This window comes from Ruegeria sp. CG8, assembly GCF_056537165.1.
Map to the genome: position 1 here is coordinate 407252 of NZ_JBQFRA010000002.1, position 22510 is coordinate 429761.

General features: G+C 61.8%; 23 protein-coding genes and 1 tRNA gene. 8 read left to right on the top strand and 16 right to left on the bottom strand.

Annotation, left to right across the window (positions count from 1 at the left end):
• Positions 1 to 35 precede the first annotated feature (35 nt).
• The 4 genes from ACR0EF_RS07985 to ACR0EF_RS08000 form a co-directional block, all read right to left on the bottom strand.
• On the bottom strand, positions 36 to 602 hold the full coding sequence (locus ACR0EF_RS07985; RefSeq protein WP_170372278.1) for a sarcosine oxidase subunit gamma: 567 nt from the start codon (positions 600 to 602) through the stop codon (positions 36 to 38).
• Positions 595 to 3609 carry a sarcosine oxidase subunit alpha family protein gene (locus tag ACR0EF_RS07990; RefSeq protein ID WP_170372276.1) on the bottom strand — a complete coding sequence of 1005 codons (3015 nt, stop codon included), beginning with the start codon at positions 3607 to 3609 and terminating at the stop codon, positions 595 to 597. Before ACR0EF_RS07990 ends, ACR0EF_RS07985 begins: the two co-directional genes overlap by 8 nt.
• A 67-nt stretch (positions 3610 to 3676) precedes the next feature.
• Positions 3677 to 4006, bottom strand: coding sequence for a sarcosine oxidase subunit delta (locus tag ACR0EF_RS07995; protein ID WP_170372274.1), 330 nt, complete (start codon positions 4004 to 4006; stop codon positions 3677 to 3679).
• A gap of 214 nt (positions 4007 to 4220) precedes the next feature.
• Positions 4221 to 5465 (bottom strand): sarcosine oxidase subunit beta family protein, encoded by a 1245-nt coding sequence (locus ACR0EF_RS08000; RefSeq protein ID WP_170372272.1) that lies wholly within the window; start codon positions 5463 to 5465, stop codon positions 4221 to 4223.
• Positions 5466 to 5640: 175 nt separating this feature from the next.
• Between ACR0EF_RS08000 and ccmI the strand changes: the two genes are divergently transcribed.
• Genes ccmI through ACR0EF_RS08015 form a run of 3 tightly spaced genes read left to right on the top strand, consistent with a single transcriptional unit; the run spans position 5641 to position 7583 of the window.
• A complete protein-coding gene (gene ccmI, locus ACR0EF_RS08005; protein WP_170372270.1) occupies positions 5641 to 6870 on the top strand; it encodes a c-type cytochrome biogenesis protein CcmI in 1230 nt (409 codons plus the stop codon).
• On the top strand, positions 6867 to 7331 hold the full coding sequence (ruvX, locus tag ACR0EF_RS08010) for a Holliday junction resolvase RuvX (protein ID WP_170372268.1): 465 nt from the start codon (positions 6867 to 6869) through the stop codon (positions 7329 to 7331). Before ccmI ends, ruvX begins: the two co-directional genes overlap by 4 nt.
• A gap of 18 nt (positions 7332 to 7349) precedes the next feature.
• Positions 7350 to 7583, top strand: coding sequence for a DUF1289 domain-containing protein (locus ACR0EF_RS08015; RefSeq protein WP_170337967.1), 234 nt, complete (start codon positions 7350 to 7352; stop codon positions 7581 to 7583).
• Positions 7584 to 7586: 3 nt separating this feature from the next.
• On the opposite strand, the gene ACR0EF_RS08020 is transcribed toward ACR0EF_RS08015, so the two are convergent.
• From ACR0EF_RS08020 to ACR0EF_RS08065, 10 genes are all read right to left on the bottom strand, one after another.
• Positions 7587 to 7805: a hypothetical protein gene (locus tag ACR0EF_RS08020; protein WP_170337965.1), complete on the bottom strand. Its 219-nt coding sequence runs from the start codon at positions 7803 to 7805 to the stop codon at positions 7587 to 7589.
• A 352-nt stretch (positions 7806 to 8157) separates the two neighbouring features.
• Positions 8158 to 8886 carry a SpoIIAA family protein gene (locus ACR0EF_RS08025; RefSeq protein WP_170363182.1) on the bottom strand — a complete coding sequence of 243 codons (729 nt, stop codon included), beginning with the start codon at positions 8884 to 8886 and terminating at the stop codon, positions 8158 to 8160.
• 33 nt (positions 8887 to 8919) lie between these two features.
• Positions 8920 to 9705 carry a hypothetical protein gene (locus tag ACR0EF_RS08030; RefSeq protein WP_170372266.1) on the bottom strand — a complete coding sequence of 262 codons (786 nt, stop codon included), beginning with the start codon at positions 9703 to 9705 and terminating at the stop codon, positions 8920 to 8922.
• Entirely contained in the window at positions 9699 to 10523 is an 825-nt protein-coding gene (locus ACR0EF_RS08035; RefSeq protein WP_170337959.1) for a sulfite exporter TauE/SafE family protein, read from the bottom strand. The genes ACR0EF_RS08030 and ACR0EF_RS08035 overlap by 7 nt, the downstream gene beginning before the upstream one ends.
• Before the next feature lie 33 nt (positions 10524 to 10556).
• Entirely contained in the window at positions 10557 to 11594 is a 1038-nt protein-coding gene (gene dusA, locus ACR0EF_RS08040; protein WP_170372264.1) for a tRNA dihydrouridine(20/20a) synthase DusA, read from the bottom strand.
• 108 nt (positions 11595 to 11702) lie between these two features.
• The gene (gene arsB / locus ACR0EF_RS08045; protein ID WP_170372262.1) at positions 11703 to 12746 is read right to left on the bottom strand and encodes an ACR3 family arsenite efflux transporter; all 1044 of its coding nucleotides are present in this window, start codon (positions 12744 to 12746) and stop codon (positions 11703 to 11705) included.
• Positions 12743 to 13978 (bottom strand): organoarsenical effux MFS transporter ArsJ, encoded by a 1236-nt coding sequence (gene arsJ / locus ACR0EF_RS08050; RefSeq protein WP_437342729.1) that lies wholly within the window; start codon positions 13976 to 13978, stop codon positions 12743 to 12745. Before arsJ ends, arsB begins: the two co-directional genes overlap by 4 nt.
• 38 nt (positions 13979 to 14016) lie before the next feature.
• A complete protein-coding gene (locus ACR0EF_RS08055; protein WP_170372258.1) occupies positions 14017 to 15015 on the bottom strand; it encodes an ArsJ-associated glyceraldehyde-3-phosphate dehydrogenase in 999 nt (332 codons plus the stop codon).
• Positions 15012 to 15857, bottom strand: a complete 846-nt coding sequence (locus ACR0EF_RS08060) for an arsenate reductase/protein-tyrosine-phosphatase family protein (RefSeq protein WP_170370709.1) — start codon at positions 15855 to 15857, stop codon at positions 15012 to 15014. The genes ACR0EF_RS08055 and ACR0EF_RS08060 overlap by 4 nt, the downstream gene beginning before the upstream one ends.
• A gap of 139 nt (positions 15858 to 15996) precedes the next feature.
• Positions 15997 to 16083: transfer RNA gene (locus ACR0EF_RS08065), tRNA-Leu, on the bottom strand.
• A gap of 142 nt (positions 16084 to 16225) precedes the next feature.
• Here ACR0EF_RS08065 and ACR0EF_RS08070 point away from each other — a divergent pair.
• Together ACR0EF_RS08070 and lipB are read left to right on the top strand one after the other, a co-directional pair.
• Entirely contained in the window at positions 16226 to 16885 is a 660-nt protein-coding gene (locus ACR0EF_RS08070) for a DsbA family oxidoreductase (RefSeq protein WP_170372516.1), read from the top strand.
• A gap of 39 nt (positions 16886 to 16924) precedes the next feature.
• The gene (gene lipB / locus ACR0EF_RS08075) at positions 16925 to 17581 is read left to right on the top strand and encodes a lipoyl(octanoyl) transferase LipB (RefSeq protein ID WP_093962478.1); all 657 of its coding nucleotides are present in this window, start codon (positions 16925 to 16927) and stop codon (positions 17579 to 17581) included.
• Positions 17582 to 17895: 314 nt separating this feature from the next.
• Here lipB and ACR0EF_RS08080 read toward each other — a convergent pair whose 3' ends face one another.
• Positions 17896 to 18849 carry a cation diffusion facilitator family transporter gene (locus ACR0EF_RS08080; RefSeq protein WP_170372256.1) on the bottom strand — a complete coding sequence of 318 codons (954 nt, stop codon included), beginning with the start codon at positions 18847 to 18849 and terminating at the stop codon, positions 17896 to 17898.
• Positions 18850 to 18926: 77 nt separating this feature from the next.
• Between ACR0EF_RS08080 and ACR0EF_RS08085 the strand changes: the two genes are divergently transcribed.
• Positions 18927 to 19373 carry a MerR family transcriptional regulator gene (locus tag ACR0EF_RS08085; protein ID WP_170358616.1) on the top strand — a complete coding sequence of 149 codons (447 nt, stop codon included), beginning with the start codon at positions 18927 to 18929 and terminating at the stop codon, positions 19371 to 19373.
• On the opposite strand, the gene ACR0EF_RS08090 is transcribed toward ACR0EF_RS08085, so the two are convergent.
• The gene (locus ACR0EF_RS08090) at positions 19354 to 19773 is read right to left on the bottom strand and encodes an HIT family protein (RefSeq protein WP_170338421.1); all 420 of its coding nucleotides are present in this window, start codon (positions 19771 to 19773) and stop codon (positions 19354 to 19356) included. The genes ACR0EF_RS08085 and ACR0EF_RS08090 overlap by 20 nt on opposite strands.
• 292 nt (positions 19774 to 20065) lie before the next feature.
• Between ACR0EF_RS08090 and ctaD the strand changes: the two genes are divergently transcribed.
• The gene (ctaD, locus tag ACR0EF_RS08095) at positions 20066 to 21724 is read left to right on the top strand and encodes a cytochrome c oxidase subunit I (protein ID WP_170337942.1); all 1659 of its coding nucleotides are present in this window, start codon (positions 20066 to 20068) and stop codon (positions 21722 to 21724) included.
• Between the two features lie 155 nt (positions 21725 to 21879).
• Positions 21880 to 22479: a 2-hydroxychromene-2-carboxylate isomerase gene (locus ACR0EF_RS08100; protein ID WP_170368689.1), complete on the top strand. Its 600-nt coding sequence runs from the start codon at positions 21880 to 21882 to the stop codon at positions 22477 to 22479.
• The last annotated feature ends 31 nt before the right edge of the window (positions 22480 to 22510 follow it).

Below are 22510 nucleotides of genomic sequence, written 5' to 3' on the forward strand. Positions count from 1 at the left end.
CGGGGCTGGTTCTTTCTGCCAAGGTGGGGTCGGGTTCAGTAGTGTCCGACCTCGCTGCCGGGCTGCGCCGCAACCTTCAGCAGCTTGAACACGTAATCCGCAACTGATCGGAAGCACACCACGCGAAAGGCTTCCTCGTCGTCCATCCAGAACGCCCCCGCAACCTGCGCCAGGCGCGTGCGCCGGATCTGACCGGGCTGGAAGACATCGGACGAGAAATCGACGGGCGCAACCTTGCCCAGCACCTCACGCGCGGTCGGTCCCGAGACCCGGAACACCGCCCGCGCGTCCGAGACATTGACCGCCAATGCATGCACACCGCTCAGCGCGTCCTGCATGGCGGCCAGTTTGGCCTCGACCTCGGCGTAGGGAACAAGCACCAGCAGCTCGTCCGGCGACATCCAGCAGACGCCGGTCTCGCCATCAACGAAAGCCTCGCGCTGGCCGGGCATCTTCTGGCCGGTGGCATCCTTGACCGCCTTGGTCACCAGCTTGTCGGACAGATCGCCGCGCAGGGTGATCATCCCCTGCAGGCCGCATTCCTCGATCCGGGCGATGCCGTCAAAGCTGGCGTGGTTCAGTGCGCTGATGGGTTCAGACATTCTGCTTCTCCCCGTCCTTGTCGTAGAACACCGGGTCCACGATCTTGGCCTTGTAGATTTTGTCGTCGGTGCCCGGGAATTCGATCACTTCTCCCATGCGGTTCGGCCCGTTCTTGACCAGCCCCATGGCGATGCCCCGGCCCAAATTGGCCGAGTAATAGGTCGAGGTCACGCGCCCGATCACGTTGCGCTGACCGTTGGCGTTCACGCCCTCGCCCACCGCGTAGGCACCGTCGGGCAGAACCGATCCATCCACAGTCTCCAGACCCACCAGTTTCCAGCGGTCCGGGTCGGTCATGTGAGAGCGTTCCTGCGCGCGTTTGCCCAGGAAATCCTCTTTCTTCTTCGAGATCGCCCAGTGCAGCCCCAGATCCTGCGGGATCACGGTGCCGTCGGTCTCGTCGCCGATCATGATGAAGCCCTTCTCGGCCCGCAGAATGTGCAGACATTCCGTGCCATAAGGCATCACGCCGAACTCTTTCCCGGCCTCCATCAGGGCATCCCAGAAGGCCTGCCCCTGGCTGGCGGGAACCGCGATTTCATAGGACAGCTCGCCCGAGAACGAGATGCGGTAGGCCCGGCAGTCGAAGCCGCCGATCTGGCCGTCGCGCCATTCCATGAAGGGCAGCGCCTCGCGGCTGACATCCATGCCGCCCAGCTTCTCCAGCACCTTGCGGGCGTTTGGGCCCACCACGGCGACCTGGGCGTATTGCTCGGTCACGTTGGCGACATAGACCTTCCAGTCCCACCACTCGGTCTGCAGCCACTCCTCCATATGGGCATGGATGCGTTCGGCTCCGCCGGTGGTGGTGTGGCACAGCCAGGTGTCCTCGTCGATGCGGGCCACGACGCCGTCGTCGATCAGGAAGCCGTTTTCCGAGCACATCAGGCCATAGCGGCATTTGCCGACCTTCAGCGTGGACATCATGTTGGTGTACATCATGTCCAGAAACTTGCCCGCGTCCGGGCCCTTGACGATCAGCTTGCCCAGGGTCGAGGCATCCAACAGCCCGAGGTTTTCACGGGTGTTCTTGACCTCGCGGTTCACCGCGTCATGCACGGATTCCCCGGCTCGGACATAGGCGTAAGGGCGACGCCAGTGGCCCACCGGCTCCCAATCGGCACCATTCCGGTCATGCCAGTCATGCATGGGCGTGCGGCGGATCGGCTGGAACACCTCGCCGCGCGCCTCGCCCGCAATGGCTCCCATCGAGATGGGCGTATAAGGCGGGCGGAAAGTGGTGGTGCCGACCTTGGGAATCTCCGACTCCAGCGCATCAGCAAGGATCGCCAGACCGTTGATATTGCTCAGCTTACCTTGATCCGTCGCCATGCCCAGCGTGGTATAACGCTTGGTGTGCTCGACGCTTTCATAGCCTTCGCGCGCGGCCAATTGCACATCCGAGACCTTCACGTCGTTCTGGAAGTCCAGCCACGACTTCATGCGCAGCTGCACCTCGGCCTTGGCGGGCATCAGCCAAACGGCCTGCATGGGCGCTTCGGTCTCGGCCTCGCCCTGCGGTGCCTTGGTGTTCTTCGGCTTGAACCCGGCGGCCTTGGCCGCGGCCTTGCCCGCGGCGTGGGCATCGGCCAGCACCTCGCCCAGCGCCAGCGGCCCGCTTGCCGAGCCCGCGGCCACAACAAAGCCTGCGCCATTCGCGCCCAGCGGCGGACGGTCAGGATCGGGGCGGAAATGGGCGTTGGCTTCGTTCCAGATCAGCCTGCCACCGCAATGGGACCACAGGTGCACCACCGGAGACCAGCCGCCCGACATGGCAACCGCATCGCATTCGACCTCTTCCCGAGCGCCACCGATGCCTTCCTGGTTGCAGATCGCGACCTTCTTGACCCGTTTGCCGCCCTTGACCTTGGCGATGGCCTTGCCGGGATCGACCCGGATGCCGAGGCTGCGCGCCTCGTCCGCCAGCGGCCCGGCCGAGGGACGGGCATCGACGACGCGCAACACATCCACGCCCGCCTGCTTCAGGATGATCGCAGTGCGATAGGCGTCGTCATTGTTGGTAGCGACGATCACGCGCTCGCCCGGGGTCACGCCCCAGTTCACGACATAGTCGCGCATGGCCGAGGCCAGCATCACCCCCGGCACGTCATTGCCGGCAAAGGACAGCGGGCGCTCGATCGCGCCGGTGGCCGTAACGACCTGCTTGGCGCGGATGCGCCACAGGCGGTGGCGCGGGCCTTGGGTCCCCGGTTTGTGGTCTGTCAGACGCTCGTATCCCAGCACGTAACCGTGGTCATAGACCCCAGCCCCCATGCAGCGCGACCGCATGGTGACGTTATCCATTGTTTCGAGTTCGGAAACCAATTGTTCCACGAACTTATCCACAGGCTCGTCGTTGACGGTGCCGCCATCGACAGGCGCGCGGCCACCCCAATGGGCGGTCTGTTCGATCAGCATGACCTTGGCGCCCGATTGCGCCGCGGCTTTGGCCGCCTGCAGGCCCGCAACACCGCCGCCGATCACCAATATGTCGGTGAAGGCATAGAAGTGTTCGTACGTATCCGCGTCGCGGCTGTCCTTGTCGGGCGCCTTGCCCAGACCGGCCGATTGGCGGATGAACGGCTCGTACACATGTTTCCAGAACGGCTTGGGGTGGATGAACGTCTTGTAGTAGAAGCCCGCCGGCAGGAACCGCGCCAGAGCCGTGTTCACCGCGCCGATGTCATATTCCAGGCTGGGCCAGTGGTTCTGCGAGATCGCGGTCAGGCCGTTGAACAGCTCGGTCGTGGTGGCACGCTGGTTCGGTTCGAACCGGTTGCCCTGCCCCAGACCCACCAGCGCGTTGGGCTCTTCGGCGCCGCTGGCCACGACGCCGCGCGGACGGTGGTATTTGAACGACCGGCCGACCATCAACTGGTCGTTAGCCAGCAGGGCTGAGGCCAGCGTGTCGCCCTGATAGCCCTGCATAGAGGTACCGTTGAATGAAAACGTGACCGGTTTCGACCTGTCGATCAGGCGACCTTGATCTGCGAGACGGGTGCTCATTTTGCGGACCTTTCGCAAGTGGAGGCGTCAGGGCCTCCGGCAGATGTGTTCTTGAAAAGACGAAGCATCAGGAGAACTCTCTCCACGTCCAACCCGGCCGTCTGGCCGAAATCGCATCGCGGATTTCCTTTGGCGGCTCGGTGACCTGGGCCGAATAGGTGCCGAACACCTCAAGCGTCGCGGTGCACCGCGCGGCATGAAACCACTTGCCGCAGCCGTTGCTGTGCCGCCAGCGTTCGAAGTGCACGCCCTTGGGGTTTTCGCGCATGAACAGATAGTCATGGAACTCTTCGTCCGACGAGCCGGGACCGAAGCGTTTCATATGCGCTTCGCCGCCGGCAGTCAGTTCGGTCTCTTCGGCGTCGACGCCGCAATAGGGGCAACTCAGGATCAGCATGATGCCACTCCTCGCTTGAAAAATAGGGACCACACGCCCAGGTTTAGCGCATGGATATTTTGACCATTGTTTTGACCGTAGCTGGCACGCTTGCCGTTTTTGGACTGATCGCCTTCGTCATTTTCCGATCGGAAGAAAGGAAAACGATCAAACCAAGATCCGACAGGGCGAACAGTTCCGAAACCATTCACGGGGCGCATTGGGGCGACTGACATCAGTGTGCCACCCCGGCGGCGACGCTTTCGTCGATGAAGCGGCCCTCTTTGAACCGGTCCAGCGAGAACGCCTCGGTCAGCGGGGAATGCCCGGTGGCCATCAGCTGCGCCATGCCCCAGCCCGAACCGGGGATGGCCTTGAACCCGCCGGTGCCCCAACCGCAGTTGATGAAGCAACCGCCCAGCGGCGTCTTGGACAGGATGGGCGACCGGTCGCCGGTCATGTCGACGATCCCGCCCCATTGCCGCAGCATCTTGAGCCGCGAGATCATCGGAAAGGTCTCGACCAGGGCCCGGACGGTTTCCTCGATATGGTGGAAGCTGCCGCGCTGGGTGTAGTTGTTGAACCCGTCGGTGCCGCCGCCGATCACCATTTCGCCCTTGTCGGATTGCGACATGTAGCCGTGTACGGTGTTGGCCATCACCACCACGTCCATGCAGGGTTTGATCGGCTCGGACACCAGCGCCTGCAGGGCCAGCGCCTCGACCGGCAGACGGAAGCCCGCCATCTCGGCCAGTTGGCCCGAATGGCCCGCGACCACGATGCCCAGCTTGTCGCACTCGATGGCGCCCTTGGTCGTCTCGACCCCTGTGACGCGACCGTTTTCAGACCGGACGCCCGTAACCTCACACTGCTGGATGATGTCCATACCCATATTCGAACAGGCACGCGCATAGCCCCAAGCCACCGCATCGTGGCGTGCGGTGCCGCCGCGCTCTTGCCACAGCGCACCAAGGACCGGATAGCGCGGGCCGTCGATGTTGATGATCGGGACCAGCTGCTTTACGCGCTCGGGCTCGATCCATTCGGTCTTGACCCCCTGAAGCGCGTTGGCATGTGCCGTACGCTGATAGCCGCGCACCTCGTGCTGGGTTTGCGCCAGCATCATCACGCCGCGCGGGCTGAACATCACGTTGTAGTTCAGATCCTGGCTCAGATCCTCGTACAGGCCGCGCGATTTTTCGTAGATCGCAGCCGACGGGTCCTGCAGATAGTTAGAGCGGATGATGGTCGTGTTCCGCCCGGTATTGCCGCCGCCCAGCCAGCCCTTTTCGATCACCGCGACGTTCTGGATACCGTAATTCTTGCCCAGATAATACGCCGTCGCCAAACCGTGCCCGCCGGCACCGACGATGATCACGTCATACCGTTTCTTGGGTTCTGGCGAACGCCAGGCGCGCTCCCATCCGGTGTGATAGCGCAGCGCCTCTCGCGCTACGGCAAAGGCTGAATAGTGTTTCATGAGCGAATCCGTCCGGTTCGTGATTGGCCGAAGATATGCCGTGCGGCGACAGATTACCCCTGCCGTACAGCGCCGCAATATCGCACTATTGCGACATGTAGGCCATTCGCGGCCATTTGTCCCTTTTTTCCGGGCGCGCGCAGGTCTAAGTGAGGGCAACAATTCCGGAGAGATCATGACATTCTGGGTTCTGCTTCTGCTCTTTGCGCTGTCGATCACCGCATTCCTGGCCTTTGGCCTGACCCGAACCCGCCGGCGACAGGAACATCCGGCGGCCTACGATTTGCGGGTCTACAAGGAACAGCTGGCCAGCGTTGATCGCGATCTGGCCCGCGGAGTGATCGCCAAAGCCGACGCCGAGCGGGTTCGGACCGAGATTTCGCGCCGTATCCTGGCCGCCGACGCGCAAATCCGTACCGGTGACGCGACGACCGGGCCGTCGACCACTGTTCGGTTAGCCGCCATCGGGTTCGTTGCCCTGGTTCTGATCGGCGGAGCGTTTGCTTTGTACCGCCAACTGGGCGCTGCCGGATACCCTGATCAGCCGCTTTCAGCGCGCATGGAGATGGCCGCCGAACTGCGTGAGAACAGACCCGGCCAGGAAGAGGCCGAGCAGATGGCCCCGCCCGTCGAAGCGCCTCAGCTTGAAGACAGCTATGCCAACCTTCTTAACCAGCTGCGCACGACCGTGGCCGACCGACCGGACGATCTTCAGGGTCACATTCTATTGGCGCAGCACGAAACCAACGCGGGCAATTTTCAGGCCGGTTATGAAGCCCAGCGCCGTGCAATCGAGTTGATGGGGGATGAGGCCCCGGCGGACGCCTATTCTAACCTGGCAGAAATGCTGATCCTGGCGGCAGGGGGCTATGTCTCGCCCGAAGCCGAAGCGGCCTTGCGTCAGGCACTGGAACGCGACCCGCAATCGGGACCGGCGCGCTATTACTGGGGACAGATGCTGCTGCAGATCGGACGGCCGGACCAGGCTTATCGCGTCTGGATGGACACGCTGCGCACTTCGCCGCCGGGCGCGCCTTGGGCCAACGCCATTCGCGCCCAGATCGACGAACTTGCCTGGCGCGCCGGCGTGTTCAACGCGCCCGAAATCGCAGCTGCTCCGGCGGGTCCGGGCCCCAGCCAGTCGGATATGGAAGCAGCGGCGGAATTGACGCCCGAGGAGCGTCAGGAGATGATCCGCGGCATGGTTGACGGATTGTCGGACAGGCTGGCGACCGAAGGTGGTTCTCCGCAGGAATGGGCCCGATTGATCTCGGCGTTGGGGGTGCTGGGAGAAACCGAGCAGGCCGCCGCGATCCGCGATGAAGCCGCGACCAAGTTTGCCGAAGACCCTGCCGCGCTTGAACTGATCAACTCGGCCGCGCAGCAGGCTGGCCTGTCGCAATGATCCAGGACGTGTTCGATGATTTCGCAGCCGCACTGCCCCCGATGCAGGCGTTGATGGGTCTGGATCTGGGCGAAAAGACGATCGGCGTGGCTGTTTCCGACCGCATGCGCGGCGTAGCCAGCCCACTTGAGACCGTGCGCCGCAAGAAATTCAAGCTGGACTCTGCCCGGATTCTGGAAATCGCTGCCGACCGCGAGATCGGAGGGATCGTTCTTGGCCTGCCCATGAATATGGACGGATCCGAGGGTCCAAGGTGCCAATCAACCCGCGCGTTTGCCCGCAACCTGTCCCAACTGACCGACATCCCGATCGGGTTCTGGGACGAGCGTCTGAGCACAGTTGCGGCAGAAAAGGCACTTTTGGAGGCGGATACGACACGAAAACGTCGCGGACAGGTTATCGACCACGTCGCGGCGGGTTATATCCTGCAAGGAGCGCTGGACAGGCTGCGCTTTCTTTAACGAGCCCGGAGACCGGCGATGACGAACATGATTTGGAAAAGGAACGAGGTCGAAAGCCCCTGTGTCCAGATCTGCGTCGTGCATCCGACCGAGCGTATCTGCACCGGCTGCTATCGCACCATCGACGAAATCACGCGCTGGTCGAAAATGGACAGCTCGGAACGCGCCGAAATCATGAATGACCTGCCTGCCCGCAAGCCTCGCTTGGCCAAGAGACGGGGTGGTCGCGCGGCCCGTCTGGACAAATCCTGACTTTCAAAGGGCTTTGTCGGTCTTCCGACCGTCTTTTTCATCTTTCGCAGTGTCTGCGCATGTCTTCACACCGGACCGTTTCCCGGCCTTCAATTCACTGCGGAACAAACGGGTGATTTCCGACTTGCTGGTCTGCGCGCGTCGAAGAGTAGAATCGTGGAAATCAACTTCGACAGCCGCACTGGTCATGGATTTTCTTTTCAAAAACTTGATCAGCCGCATACGAGCCTTCCTGAATAAATCTGCGTCGCTGCGGGCCGGTCGAGAGCTCGGGAAAAGGGGGATCGAGCCGTATGACTATGCGTGAGTGAGTGGCGGCCCGCAGCGACGATTTGCGCATACCGGAGTCAGGCTTTTGAGAAAGGGGGAAAACCTGCCGTCGCGCTTCAATTTTTTTACCAATTAGACAAATTAGCCGGAGAGACTCAACAGTTACAATGCCTTCGCGCCTCGCGGTTGGGCGAAAAGGACGTAACGTAACAAGTTGGACCGGCCCGCGACAGCGTCATGTGTCAATCCAGGATTTGCCCCCGGACGCGCAGCGCGGCCCAATCATTCGGGCCGCGCGCCATCGTCATCCGGCAGCCAGCCACGCCTTGGCGTTTTCAATCTCTTCGGACGGGAAAAACTGGGTACGTGTACCCAGAATGTGACCCCCCACGCGCTGCGCGATGTTCTGCCAGGCCTTGTCGCCGACGATGGCTGCCCGATCCAGCATTCCCACGTGACCGCGGGCCAGACGGAAATGCGCGGCCAGAGCGGTCAGCCCTTGCCAGCCATCGAACTCCCTAAGATCAATTAGCAACCGGAACGCATCCCGGTCACCCAGGATGGCATCCAAATCGGCTTCGGCCTTTTCGTATTCTTCGGGGTCCAGCTTACCCATCAGGCTGACCTGCACGCATGGCCCGCCTAAATCCACAATGTGGATCGCGCCCAGAGATTCACGGATCCAGCGGCGCGCTTCTTCCAGCTCGGCCAGCTCGAACACCTGCACCGGACAGGGCATCAGCGGCGCAGCCAGACGCACGCTGGTCTGGACCCAGCCCTTGTCTGCGACGACCGCGGCGCGATCGAACCCGCGCCAATGGCTTAGGCCCAGCTTGGTATCTTCCCAAGCAGCGCCCAAATCGTAGCCTTTGAACTCGGGGCCGACGATAACCAGCAGGCGGACGGCGTCATGTTCCGCCAGCGCAGCCTCGATTGCGGGAACCAGAGTGTTTGTGTAATCGGCGCTTGTTACTTCGCCGGACAATTCGATTTCGATCAATGCACCGTCGGAATTCTTGTGGACCGTAATCATTTTAAGCCTCCAAAGCCAAAGAATGGCAGAAGGTTACGGGGATTCGATCCATTCGGCCACACCGCCCGGCAGCTCGGGCCGGAAATAGGCAATCATCCGTCCGTCCGGCCCCGCCGTTGCCCCCGCCCCCCAAGGCGCGACCCCATGCAGACAATGGCGATGCAACACGTAGGTTTCGCCGGGCGAGGCCGACACTTCGATACGCGGACAGGTTTCGAACACTTCGCGACGAGCGGCCTGATAGGCCTCGGTGATATCGGCCTGCGCCCAACGGGTGCGCGGAACACCGGCCAACGCAGCTCGAAATGCCGCGCGCATGATCCTGTGGCTGCCATCCCAAACGACCAGAGGCGCGGCATCTGCGCTCGCCTGTGTCAGTGGGATACCCAGGACCCATGCGTGAGGTTCGTCGATCTTGCGTCGACGGTCCGGGCCGCCGGGTTTCAGGCCATCCACATGCGCCGCGTCGCGCTTGGCCCGGTATCGGGCCGCCGCCTCGTTCTCGCCCCTGCGCGGGCGCGGATAGCAGGGATAGACGACCGAGACCTGCCCCTTGTGCAATTCGATCGAACCATAGTGTTCAACCAGAAACGCGACAGCCTGCCCGCTCAACGGGGCTGAGGCGCCGACACGCCCTGCCCCGTCATTGGGCAGAGCATCGACGCCGATGAACCAGGTGCCTTCGCAATCCAACCACTGCCGGTGGGTTGGGTCACTGGCGGCGTGCTGCGCCAGTGGCAGGGCGTGGGCCACCCAGTCGGCTATGCGCTGGTCGTAGGGGAATACTTCCCAACCCCGCGACCAGAAAGGCCTTACCACCCTACTGCCTTGCGCAGCATATTCAGGGCCACCAGCGTGAGGAAAACGGCAAACACCCGTTTGAGCGGCTTGGGGTCCATCGCATGGGCCAGTTTCACCCCCCAGGGCGCGGTGATCATGGTCATCGCAACAACCACACCAAAGGCCACAAGATTGACGGCGCCGATTGTCAGCGGCGGACGGTGTTCAGCCGCGATCGGCAGAAACAGAAAGCCCAGTACCGAGGGTACGGCGATGATCACGCCAAACCCCGCGGCCGTCGCAACGGCCCGATGGATCGGTGTGTTGTAGAGGCTCATCAGAGGCACCCCAAAGCTGCCGCCGCCAATTCCCATCAGCACCGACAGAAACCCGACCAACGGCGAAATCACCAACCGCTTCAGCCCGCCGGGCATGGCATCACCCAATCGCCATTCGGACTTGCCAAGTCCCAGATAAGCGCCAATCACCATTCCAAGGATACCGAACAGCGCCTGCAACGCTTCCGTGCGCAGGGCCGAGGCGACCAGTACGCCAACAATCGCACCGACTGCGATACCCGGACCCCAACCGCGTAGAATATCCCAATCGACGGCGCCTTTCTTGTTGTGACTCAGCACCGAACGAACCGAAGTCACGATGATCGTGGCAAGTGACGTCGCAAGACACAGCTGCATCAGCTGCGGGCCACCATATCCCAGCGTTTGAAAAGCGTAGAAGAAGGCCGGCACCAGAACGATCCCGCCACCGACTCCCAAAAGGCCAGCCAAAACACCGGCCAGCGCGCCGATCACAAGCAAAAGGCCCAGCATCTGGGCCAGCAACATCGTATCGGGCATCCGTCCCCCTTGGTCCCCGGCCCTTGGGCCGTCTTAAACTACCTGCGCCGCCTCGGCATCCGGTGTCACGCGGGACAGCGCGCCCAGAACCACCTCGGGTCCGGCATGGTCTTTGACCGCGCCTTCGGACAAAGCGCGCCTCCAACCACGAGCACCCGGGCGTCCTGCGAACAATCCCAGCATATGTCGGGTGATCTGGTGCAACCGCCCCCCGCCGGCAAGATGCCGATCGATATAGGGCAGCATTTTCATCACGACTTCAACCGGATCCGCCTTTTGCCCCGACCCGTAGATCAGCGGGTCGGCATCGGCCAGAATATCGGTTGGCTGATGATAAGCAGCCCGGCCGATCATCACCCCGTCCAGTCCGGCGTCCAGATGCACCTGGGCTTCGGCCAGTGTCGTGATGCCTCCGTTGATCGAGATGTGGAGATCCGGAAAACCGGCCTTCATCCGGTGAACCAGATCGTAGTCCAGCGGCGGTATGTCCCTGTTTTCTTTGGGGCTAAGCCCCTGAAGCCACGCTTTGCGGGCGTGGATCGTCACGCGCTGACAGCCGGCAGCGCGAATCCGATCCAGAAAATCGGGCAATACGTCCTCGGGGTTTTGGTCATCCACGCCGATCCGACATTTGACCGTGACATCGACGTCAACAGCATCCCGCATGGAGGCCACGCAATCGGCGACCCGGCCCGCCTCTTTCATCAAGACGGCCCCAAACGTTCCTGATTGAACCCGATCCGACGGGCAGCCGCAGTTCAGGTTGATCTCGTCATATCCGGCCTCAGCCCCCAATGCGGCCGCCTGAGCCAGCTCCTGCGGGTCAGATCCGCCCAATTGCAGAGCGACGGAATGTTCCTCGGGGCTATGGTCCAGAAGATGCAGCGCTCCACCCCGTACCAGAGCAGGGGCCGTCACCATTTCCGTGTACAAAAGCGTTTCAGCACTGAGCAAACGGTGCAGATACCGACAGTGCCGATCGGTCCAATCCATCATCGGCGCAACCGACAAGCGCGCAGCGCGAGTGACTTCGCTGCGATCAGCAAGTGCCCGAGATTGAGACCCAGCCATCAGTGCACGTTCCTTTTTGTGGCCCAGACAAAAGTGCGGCGACCGGCCAAGCTGGGTCCGCGCTAGGCGTCTACCACTGTTTGACGCCAGATTTCCACCGTCGGATTGCTAGGCCCGGACGTCCGTTGGAGATTGTTCCGAACGCTGGGCAAAACTGCCGCGCGTCCGGTTGGCGAAAGCCACCAGCGACAGCATCACCGGCACCTCGACCAGAACACCCACCACCGTGGCCAGAGCCGCCCCCGAATTCAGGCCGAACAGGCTGATGGCGACGGCCACCGCCAGTTCAAAAAAGTTCGACGTGCCGATCAGTGCGCAGGGCGCCGCAATCCGGTGCGGCACGCGCAGGGCAAAGGCCGCCGCATAAGCCACCGCAAAGATCCCGTAAGACTGGATCAGGATCGGTACGGCGATCAGCGCTATAACCATCGGGCGGTCCAAGATCACTTGCCCCTGCAGGCCGAACAGGATGACGACGGTCGTGATCAGTCCGACAACGCCCCAAGGCTTGACCCGGTCGCGGAACGCCTCGATCCGCTCGGCCGAGCCCAGCCGGTTGCGCGTCCAGACACCCGCCGCCAAGGGCAGCGCCACGAACAGGACAACCGACAGGACCAGCGTCTGCCACGGAACCGAAATGTCGGTCACGCCCAGCAGGAAAGCCACGATCGGAGCAAAGGCGAAGACCATGACGATGTCATTCACCGACACCTGCAGCAGGGTATAGTTCTCGTCCCCCTTGGTCAGATGCGACCAGACGAACACCATTGCCGTACAGGGCGCGGCACCCAGCAGGATCAGCCCCGCGATGTATTGCTGGGCATCGGCGGGCGCGATCAGGTCGGCGAAGACGTATTCGAAGAACAGCACGCCCAGCGCGGCCATGGTGAAGGGCTTGATCAGCCAGTTGACCACCAGGGTGATCGCCAGCCCCTTGGGTTGTTTTACCACGTCGCGCAGGCTGCTTGGGTCCACCCCCACCATCATCGGATAGACCATGGCCCAGATCAGTACCGCCACCACAAGGTTGACACTGGCCACCTCGGCCGCCGCGATGGCCTGGACCAAACCCGGCGCGAATGAGCCGATGGCGATCCCGGCGGCCATGGCCAGCGCGATCCACAGGGACAGGTATCGTTCAAAAACGCTCATGCAGAGATCTCCGAAGTTGTCCGGGGCTGCAAGCGCCCCGCCGCCAAGGCGGACAACGCGACCATGGCGGCCGCCGTCCCCAGCAGCAAGGGCAACCCGCCCCGTTGATAGGTCAGGCCAGACAGCAGCGTACCCAACAGCCGCCCGCCCGCATTGGCCATGTAGTAGAAGCCCACATCCATCGTCACACGCTCGGCCTGGGTGAAGGCCAGGATCAGATAGGAATGCAGCGAGGAATTCACCGCAAAGACCGCGCCAAAGGCCAGCAGGCCACCCACCAGCGTCAGCGTCAGCCACGGCGCGGGTCCAGTGGACATCAGCGCGGCCACCGTCAGGACGGCCGGCACGCAGGCCAGCCCCCAGGCCCAGCTGCGCGCCGCTGCGACCAGATCGGCCTCATCCCGCGCCCCTGCCCGCAGCAGACGCGGGGCGGCGGCCTGAACAATGCCGTACAGAATGATCCACAAGGCCATGAACCCGCCGATCAGAAAAAAGGCCGAGCGGTTGCCCGCTTCGCTGCCATCCGACAGCACGGCGTAGAAATAGATCGGGATGCCGACAACAAACCAGACGTCGCGCGCACCGAACAGGAAGACCCGCGCCGCGGACAGCCAGTTCACATTGGCCGATTTTGAGAAGACCTCGGAAAATTTCGCACCTTTGCGGCCTTTGGGCAGCCCCGGCGGCATCGCCAGCAGCACCGCCACCAGGATCAGGAACAAGACCCCCGCCATGCCCAGCACGGCGCCGGTAAAGCCGAACCCGGCCAACAAGGCCGCCCCCAGCAGAAACCCCAGCCCCTTCACCGCATTCTTCGACCCGGTCAGCACCGCGACCCAGCGGAACAGCCCTCCGTCTTCGGCGGGGGCCAACAGCTTGACCGCCGATTTCGACGACATCTTGGTCAGGTCCTTGGCCACCCCGCTGGCGCCCTGCACGACCATCACGAAGGCGACGGACACACCGATGGTCCAGCCCGGATCCAACTGCGCCAGCGCCAGCAAGGCCAGCACCTGTATCGTCAGCCCCGCGTACAAGGTCGCGGTCAGACCGAACCGCGCGGCGATCCACCCGGCGGCCAGGTTGGTGGCCATCCCGGCGATCTCGTACAGCACGAACAGATAGGCCAGCTGAACCGGTGAAAAGCCCAGCGTGTGAAAATGCAGCAGCACCAGCATCCGCAGGGCGCCGTCGGTCAGCATGAATGCCCAATAGGCAGCCGTGACGGCCATATAGGCCGACAGCCCGTCCGGACGTTGCGAGGCGCTTGTCAAAGCGATGCCCCGACCATCATCGCCGCATCCACCAGCCGGTGCGCGTAGCCCATCTCGTTGTCGTACCAAGCATAGACCTTTACCTGCGTTCCATTCACCACCATGGTCGATGGTGCATCCACGATGCTGGACCGGGTGTCATTGGTATAGTCGGTCGAGACCAACGGGCGTGCCTCATAGCCCAGAACGCCGGCCAGGGGCCCTTCGGCCGCGGCCTTGAACAGGGCGTTCACCTCTTCGGCGGTGGTTTCGCGTTCCACCTCAAACACGCAATCGGTCAGCGAGGCATTCAGCAGCGGCACCCGCACCGCATGCCCGTTCAGCCGCCCCTTCAGTTCGGGATAGATAAGGGTGATCGCCGTGGCGCTGCCGGTTGTCGTGGGGATCAGCGAGTTCAGCGCCGACCGGGCACGGCGCAGGTCCTTGGCCGGACGGTCCACGATCGTCTGCGTGTTGGTGACGTCATGAATCGTGGTGATCGAGCCGTGCCGGATGCCCAGGCTCTCGTGGATGACCTTGACCACCGGGGCCAGGCAGTTCGTGGTGCAGCTGGCCGCGGTCACGATGCGGTGGCGCGCCGGGTCATAGGTGCCTTCGTTCACGCCAAAGACGATATTGGCCGCATCACCATCTTTGACAGGCGCCGAGACCACCACCTTCTTCACAACGGCGTCAAAGTAAGGGGCCAGCTTTGCCTCGGTCTTGAAGACCCCGGTGCAGTCTATGACGACGTCGACGCCTTCAAGCGGCAGATCAGACAGGTTGCGGGTTCCGATGAAAGGCAACCGCACGCCGTCGATGGTGACCGAGCTTTCGTCATGGCGAAACTCGGCGGCCCAGCGGCCATGCACGGTGTCGAATTCCAGCAGATGCGCGTGCATCGCGGGGTCCCCAACCGCATCATTGATCCAAGCGATCTGCGCCCCTTTCTCAAGCAGGGGTTTCAAGGCCAGCTTGCCGATGCGGCCAAGGCCGTTGAGAGCATAAACAGTCATGCGGTTTCTCCGGTATGGATCTGGCCGATGTCATCCACGGCCTTCTGAAGTGATATGCGGTCAAGGGTTTCGAACGGCAGCGAGGAAAAGGTCAGGATTCGGTTGCGCAACGCACCGTAGGCCTGCTGGAAGGCAAGGCTTTTTTGGGCCTCTGTCCCCTCAGCCTTCACCGGATCGGGCATACCCCAATGCGCGCTGACCGGCTGCCCGGGCCAGGCGGGGCAGTCTTCGTTCGCAGCCTGATTGCATACGGTGAACACGAAATCGAATTTCGACGCGCCCGGGGCCTGGAACTCGCCTATATTCTTGGCGCGCAGGTCCGAGATGTCGTGCCCATTCTGCCGCAGCACCTCAAGAGCCGCTGGGTTCAACTGGGACTGCGGACGGGTACCGGCGGAAAACACGTTGAACCGGTCGCCGCCAAGCTGCTTCAACAGGGCCTCGGCGAAAATCGAGCGCGCAGAATTCCCGGTGCATATGAACAAAACGTTGTAGGCACGCTCGGTCTTGGCCGCATGCGCGTCAACGCCGTTGAGCGGACTGGGCGCGCAGAGTACCGGACGCCCACGGCAGCAGTCCAGCAGAAGGTAATCGAACGTCTGCCGTACGGCGTCCATATCCACCGAGTAGCGCAAGGACGTCCCGACCCTTTCCTGCGTCACAAGGCCGGCCTGCATCAGCGCGTTTACGTAGTTGGACAGCGTATTCGGCTTGAGGTCCAACGCCATGGCAATCTCGGTCGCGGGTATGCGATCGGGGTATCGGCGCATCAACAGCCGGAAAACGGCCAACCGAGACGGATGACCCAAGGTGGACAGGCGGTCGGGAATCACTTTTTCCATAATTCATGGATGTTCGAATTATGGACGAAATCAAGTGCCCGTTTTTGGCGCGTTGAAACCGCCGGCAAGATTTTGCGATTGGCCACAAAGCTGCGCCTCGCCAAAAACGGAACGACGGTTGAACTGACAATGAAGAAAATGGTGCGGCCGAGAAGACTCGAACTTCCACGGGTGTTACCCCACAGCGACCTCAACGCTGCGCGTCTACCAATTCCGCCACGGCCGCACTGCCTGTGACTTGGTAGGCGGCGTATAGACGCTTGGCAAAAGGATGTGAAGAGGCAAAAGCAACCGCATTGGAATTCCCGGCCCGCAACCATATCTGTGGGGTCATGAAACCCGATGCCACATCGCAGCAGGAGCACACGATGCCCACATCCGATCCCCGCCCCGTCATCCAAGTCGACATCGTATCCGATGTCGTATGCCCGTGGTGCATCGTAGGGTTTCGCCAGCTTGATCTGGCGCTGGAGCAGGAGAACGTGCTGGCGCAGCTCCGGTGGCACCCGTTCGAGTTGAACCCCGCAATGGGGCCAGATGGCCAGAACCTGCGAGAGCACATCATGGAGAAGTACGGCTCGACCGCCGAGCAGAGCCAGCAAGCCCGAGACCGGCTGACCGCGCTGGGTGCGGATTTGGGTTTCACGTTCAATTTCAATGACGACAGCCGCATAGTGAACACCTTCACTGCACATCAACTTCTGGACTGGGCCGAAACGCAAGGCAGGCAACACCCTCTGAAGCTGGCCTTGTTCAAGGCCTATTTCACAGATCAGCGGGATGTTTCGAAAGTTGAGGTATTGCTGGATGCCGCTCAGACCGCCGGCCTCGACCCAGACGCCGCCCGCGCGGCATTGGAATCGGGCGCGCATGCAGGCCCGGTAAGGCAAAAGCAACAATTCTGGACCAGCCGAGGCATCACCGGAGTTCCGGCAATGGTTTTTGGCGGCAAGTACCTGCTGGCGGGTGCGCAGGGCACCGAGACCTACGCTCAGGTCCTGCAGCGATGCCGGGCCGAGGCCGCCTAACCTCTTTCGCTTGGACAGCAGGACGGCTATGAGGCGCGCATGGAATGGAAGATCACCGACGGACTGACCGACTATGACACCGCCGTCGCCTTCATGGAGGCGCGGGTGGCCGAGATTGCGGCCGGAACCGCGGACGAGTGCATCTGGTTCTTGGAGCATCCGCCGCTCTATACGGCCGGAACATCAGCCAAACCCCAAGACCTGACCGACCCGGATCGATTCCCGGTCTATGCCAGCAAGCGCGGGGGCGAATACACCTATCACGGACCTGGCCAGCGGGTCGTCTATGTCATGCTGGATGTCGGAAAGCGCGGCCATGATGTCCGCCGCTTTGTCAAACAGCTGGAAACCTGGGTGATCTCGGCACTGGCCGAGTTCAACGTCCACGGAGAAATCCGCGAAGGCCGTGTCGGTGTGTGGGTGCCGCGCAAGGACAAGCCGCTGACCGTCAGTGGCGAACCGGCCGAGGACAAGATCGCTGCGATCGGCATCCGCTTGCGGAAATGGATCAGCTTCCACGGCATCTCGATAAACGTGGAACCGGACCTGGAGCATTTTTCGGGCATCGTTCCCTGCGGCATCCGGGAGTTCGGCGTGACTTCGTTGGTGGATCTGGGATTGCCGGTGACAATGGCCGATGTCGATGTGGCTCTGCGCAAAACCTTTACTGAGGCTTTCGGCCCCGAGGCGGCCTGACCCCCTCGCATCGACCATGGTCTCGAATCGCAGAATCTGACCCTGCGGAACGACAATCCTCGATGCAGGGTTCTTCTGTTTCTCAATATGGTCGCAAATTTCCGAAGATTGCCGCGAATTGCCTTAAAATTTAGGGAATCTCCTTCTTCCTTCCACACAACAGCCGCAGTTTGAGGTATCATGAATATACCGTTCAAGAGTGAGTGGTATGTTAACCGGTGATCGCGGCCAGCCCGCGAAAATCGATCAAGTGTTTGGTTACGAGTCTGCCGTTCCGACCCCATATCGGAACGGCAATTCTCGTTTTTGGGGCCTCAGTTTTCGCCTGATTGGTCCGCGGCATGGCCGAACCGCATGGTCTTTGGGCAGGACCGAGCGGCCATTTCCACCTCAAGCGTCAGGTGGCCGATCCCAAAACTGTCGCGCATTGCCTGTTTCACCAGACCGCGCACCTGTTCAGCCTGCGACCAGGCGCAGTCTTCGACCACCAGATGCGCGGTAAGAGCGGGCTGGTTTTCCTGCATGCTCCACAAGTGGACATGGTGAACCTCGCGCACGCCGTCCGTTGCCTCAATGGCCAAAGCGACCTCCTCGGGGTCCAGATCGGGCGGCGCGCCAAGCATGAGAACACGGATCGTTCCTCCGATTTCGCTTTGGACATGCCAAAGGATGTACAGCGAAATCAGAATGGTGACGGCCGGGTCGACCCAGGTCCAGTTGAACAGGATCACAGCCACCCCGGCCACGATCACTGCAACCGATCCCAGCGCATCAGCAACGTTGTGCAAAAAAGCCGCGCGGATATTCATGCTGGTTTTGGCCATGCTATAGGTCAAAAGCGCGGTGATCAGATCCACCACCAACGCCAGCATGGCTATCCAGACCACAAGCCAGCCGTCAATCGGCTCGGGCTGAAAAAACCGGGCCACCCCTTCGTACATCAGGTACGCGGCGATGACGATCAGTGTGGTATAGTTGACCAGCGCCGCGACCACTTCGGCCCGACCGTATCCGAAGCTCATGCGCGGGTCGGCTGGGCGTCGCGCGATCTTGCGGGCAAAGAACGCGATGATCAGTGCAATCGCGTCGGAAAAATTGTGCAGCGCGTCAGCGATGAGCGCCAGCGACCCCGAAAAGATTCCGCCGACCACCTGTGCCAGCGTCAGAAACATGTTGACCGCGATGGCCCATGCCACCCGCGCGTCTCCGGCATCGGCGTCGATTTGGGCGTGGTGTTTGTGTCCGGCGTGGGAATGATCATGCGCCATGATGTCGTGTCCTTGTCTGGGTCATGGTCCATACCTAATTCCTCTAGTGACTAGAGGTTCAAGGGGGATTGCGGAAAATGTTCTCGATCGGGGATTTGTCACGGCGCACAGGCGTCAAAGTCGCCACGATCCGGTTTTACGAAGAAAGGGGCCTGCTGCCACCGCCGGAACGGAGCGCTGGCAACCAAAGGCGCTATGACCGCGCCGCGCTCGAGCGGCTGCACTTTGTCAAACACACGCGCGATCTTGGACTGCCACTGGCCGATGTCGAGGCCCTGCTGTCATTGGAAGGCGCCCAAGGCGCCGATCTGAACCGGGCACACGAAATCGCCGAGCGGCAACTGGCGGACCTGCAGGATCGGATTGCAAAGCTGCGCCGGCTCGAGACCGAGCTTGCCCGGATCGCGGCCGCCTGCGACGGGCAGCACGACCACGTCTGCTCAGTCTTGCAGGCGTTTGGGGATCACGATGCCTGTTCAGGGACGCATCAGGCGCCTCCACCCGTCACGCCAGCGCAGCCCTGATGCGCTCGGCGTGTTTGGCGATCTCGTCGAAATCGCCCATCTTTCCGGGCGGGCGCAGAGAGACGCCCTCGTGCCGGGGCAGGACATGGAAATGCAGGTGAAACACCTCCTGCCCTCCGGCCGCCTCGTTGAACTGCTGGATGGTCACCCCTTCGGCGTCAAAGGCGCGCATGACCGCACGCGCCAGTTTCTGAACCGTGGTCATGACTGCGGCCAATTGCTCGGGTGTGGCATCCAGCATGTTGCGGCAAGGCGTTTTCGGGATCACCAGAAGGTGCCCGTCCGCACGCGGCATGATATCCATGAAAGCCAGCGTGTCCTCATCCTCGTAGACGCGGGTCGAGGGGATCTCGCCCCGCAGGATCTTGGCAAAGATGTTTTCGGGATCATAAGCGGTCATGGTGGGTCTCCGACAAAGGGGCTGCGTGCTGTTCTGCGGCCAAGCCCGCAGCGGGTCAAGGCGTGATTCCGCCCTTGGACAGCCCCTGTCCTTGCAATTCGCCCGATCATCCCCAGATACCGGTCATCCAAGGCCGATATCGCGCGCGTGTCCTCCTGCCCCGCGACAATTATTCTTGATCCAGATCAAACTCGGCCATTGAAGGCCGCCCCCTTGCATTCTAAAACCAGCAGGAATCCCGCGCGCCGGAGAGGTCCGGCTGCGCGGTCTATTTGCAACAGGAGGCACCTAAATGGCAGACGCAGCCATTCATGGTCACGATCATGAAGACCAGCGCGGGTTCTTTACCCGGTGGTTCATGTCGACCAACCACAAGGATATCGGGATCCTTTACCTGATCTTCTCGGCCTTTGCCGGGTTCATCTCGGTCGCGATGACCATCTACATGCGGCTTGAACTGATGCATCCGGGCGTTCAGTACATGTGCCTGGAAGGCTTCATGGCCGACCCCTGCACGCCCAACGGACACCTTTGGAACGTGATGATCACCTATCACGGTGTCCTGATGATGTTCTTTGTGGTCATTCCCGCCCTGTTCGGCGGTTTTGGCAACTATTTCATGCCGTTGCAGATCGGTGCGCCGGACATGGCGTTCCCGCGGATGAACAACCTGTCCTTCTGGCTGTATGTCGCCGGCACCTCGCTGGGCATCGCGTCGCTGCTGGCCCCCGGCGGCAACGATCAGGCCGGCTCGGGCGTGGGCTGGGTTCTGTACCCGCCGCTGTCGACGACCGAAGGCGGCATGTCCATGGACCTGGCGATCTTTGCCGTGCACGTATCGGGCGCCTCCTCGATCCTCGGCGCGATCAACATGATCACCACCTTCCTGAACATGCGTGCCCCGGGCATGACCCTGTTCAAGGTGCCGCTGTTCAGCTGGTCGATCTTCGTCACCTCGTGGCTGATTCTGCTGTCGCTGCCGGTTCTGGCGGGCGCGATCACCATGCTGTTGATGGACCGCAACTTCGGCTTCACCTTCTTTGATCCGGCCGGTGGCGGTGACCCGATCCTGTACCAGCACATCCTTTGGTTCTTCGGCCACCCCGAAGTGTACATCGTGATCCTGCCCGGTTTTGGCATCATCAGCCACGTCATCGCCACCTTCTCGCGCAAGCCGATCTTCGGCTATCTGCCGATGGTGTGGGCGATCATCGCAATCGGCGCGCTGGGCTTCGTCGTGTGGGCACACCACATGTACACCGTCGGCATGTCGCTGCGCCAGCAGGCCTACTTCATGCTGGCCACGATGGTCATCGCGGTTCCGACGGGGGTCAAGGTGTTCTCGTGGATCGCCACCATGTGGGGCGGCTCGATCGAGTTCAAGACGCCGATGCTGTTCGCCTTCGGCTTTCTGTTCCTGTTCACCGTCGGCGGTGTGACCGGTGTGGTTCTGTCGCAGGCCGGTATCGACCGTGCCTACCACGACACCTACTATGTCGTCGCGCACTTCCACTACGTGATGAGCCTGGGTGCAGTCTTCGCGATCTTTGCAGGCGTGTACTTCTACTTCTCGAAGATGACGGGCCGTCAGTACTCGGAGTTCTGGGGCAAGGTACACTTCTGGATGTTCTTCATCGGTGCAAACCTGACCTTCTTCCCGCAGCACTTCCTGGGTCGTCAGGGCATGCCGCGCCGGTATATCGACTATCCCGAAGCCTTCGCTCAGTGGAACTTCGTGTCGTCGATCGGAGCGTTCGTCTCGTTCGCTTCGTTCCTGCTGTTCTTCGGGATCGTGTTCTACGCCCTGTTCCGTGGCGCCAAGGAAACACGTCCGAACCCGTGGAACGAATACGCGGATACGCTGGAATGGACCCTGCCCTCGCCGCCGCCCGAGCACACGTTCGAGCAGCTGCCCAAGCAGGAAGACTGGGACAAGGGCCACGCGCACTGATCCCTTCCCGAAAACAGGAAACCCCGCCTTCACGGCGGGGTTTTTCTTTTACTGTTCGCGCTCTATCGGCCATCGCATTCCGCGGGCGGTCGCAATATCGTTGAAAATCGGGTATCCTTGGCGCGCCGCATGTCCGGCCAATCTCCGAGGTCACCATGCCCGATATTGATTTCTGGTACTCCATCGGCAGCACTTACAGTTTCCTGACCATCATGCGTCTGGACGATTGGTGCGCAGAACACCAGGCGCAGGTTAACTGGCGCCCTTTCGACGTGCGCGCGGTCATGTCTGAACAGAAGAACATTCCGTTTGCGGGCAAACCCGTCAAGTCGGCCTACATGTGGCGCGACATCGAACGCCGCGCAGCCAAGTACCATATCCACGCCAAGCTGCCCGCCCCCTATCCGATTTCGAACCTCGAATTGGCCAACCAGGTCGCGCTGCTGGGTTTCCGGGAAGGATGGGGCAAGAGCTTTACCCAAAACCTTTACAGGATCTGGTTTGAGGACGGTATCGAAGCCGGCAGTGAAAACGCCATGTCCGAGGCTCTGTTCCGTTGCCAGCTGGACCCGCTGCCGGTCATGGCCCGCGCGCGCAGCCCCGAAATCGAAACCGCTTTGAAAGCTGAAACCGAAACGGCGGTGGGCCTGGGCGTATTCGGCGCGCCCAGTTTTGTCACGCGGGGCGAAGTGTTCTGGGGCGACGACCGGCTTGAGGACGCGCTGTCCTGGGCGAGGGTCGGACACGTCGTTTGAAATTGGCAATCGACACCGGATCAGCAGGCGC

Coding starts and splice junctions, on each gene's coding strand:
- ACR0EF_RS07985 (WP_170372278.1), bottom strand. CDS start 602: ATGTCTGAACCCATCAGCGCACTGAACCACGCCAGCTTTGACGGCATC.
- ACR0EF_RS07990 (WP_170372276.1), bottom strand. CDS start 3,609: ATGAGCACCCGTCTCGCAGATCAAGGTCGCCTGATCGACAGGTCGAAA.
- ACR0EF_RS07995 (WP_170372274.1), bottom strand. CDS start 4,006: ATGCTGATCCTGAGTTGCCCCTATTGCGGCGTCGACGCCGAAGAGACC.
- ACR0EF_RS08000 (WP_170372272.1), bottom strand. CDS start 5,465: ATGAAACACTATTCAGCCTTTGCCGTAGCGCGAGAGGCGCTGCGCTAT.
- ccmI (WP_170372270.1), top strand. CDS start 5,641: ATGACATTCTGGGTTCTGCTTCTGCTCTTTGCGCTGTCGATCACCGCA.
- ruvX (WP_170372268.1), top strand. CDS start 6,867: ATGATCCAGGACGTGTTCGATGATTTCGCAGCCGCACTGCCCCCGATG.
- ACR0EF_RS08015 (WP_170337967.1), top strand. CDS start 7,350: ATGACGAACATGATTTGGAAAAGGAACGAGGTCGAAAGCCCCTGTGTC.
- ACR0EF_RS08020 (WP_170337965.1), bottom strand. CDS start 7,805: ATGCGGCTGATCAAGTTTTTGAAAAGAAAATCCATGACCAGTGCGGCT.
- ACR0EF_RS08025 (WP_170363182.1), bottom strand. CDS start 8,886: ATGATTACGGTCCACAAGAATTCCGACGGTGCATTGATCGAAATCGAA.
- ACR0EF_RS08035 (WP_170337959.1), bottom strand. CDS start 10,523: ATGCCCGATACGATGTTGCTGGCCCAGATGCTGGGCCTTTTGCTTGTG.
- dusA (WP_170372264.1), bottom strand. CDS start 11,594: ATGGCTGGGTCTCAATCTCGGGCACTTGCTGATCGCAGCGAAGTCACT.
- arsB (WP_170372262.1), bottom strand. CDS start 12,746: ATGAGCGTTTTTGAACGATACCTGTCCCTGTGGATCGCGCTGGCCATG.
- arsJ (WP_437342729.1), bottom strand. CDS start 13,978: ATGGCCGTCACGGCTGCCTATTGGGCATTCATGCTGACCGACGGCGCC.
- ACR0EF_RS08055 (WP_170372258.1), bottom strand. CDS start 15,015: ATGACTGTTTATGCTCTCAACGGCCTTGGCCGCATCGGCAAGCTGGCC.
- ACR0EF_RS08060 (WP_170370709.1), bottom strand. CDS start 15,857: ATGGAAAAAGTGATTCCCGACCGCCTGTCCACCTTGGGTCATCCGTCT.
- ACR0EF_RS08070 (WP_170372516.1), top strand. CDS start 16,226: ATGCCCACATCCGATCCCCGCCCCGTCATCCAAGTCGACATCGTATCC.
- lipB (WP_093962478.1), top strand. CDS start 16,925: ATGGAATGGAAGATCACCGACGGACTGACCGACTATGACACCGCCGTC.
- ACR0EF_RS08080 (WP_170372256.1), bottom strand. CDS start 18,849: ATGGCGCATGATCATTCCCACGCCGGACACAAACACCACGCCCAAATC.
- ACR0EF_RS08085 (WP_170358616.1), top strand. CDS start 18,927: ATGTTCTCGATCGGGGATTTGTCACGGCGCACAGGCGTCAAAGTCGCC.
- ACR0EF_RS08090 (WP_170338421.1), bottom strand. CDS start 19,773: ATGACCGCTTATGATCCCGAAAACATCTTTGCCAAGATCCTGCGGGGC.
- ctaD (WP_170337942.1), top strand. CDS start 20,066: ATGGCAGACGCAGCCATTCATGGTCACGATCATGAAGACCAGCGCGGG.
- ACR0EF_RS08100 (WP_170368689.1), top strand. CDS start 21,880: ATGCCCGATATTGATTTCTGGTACTCCATCGGCAGCACTTACAGTTTC.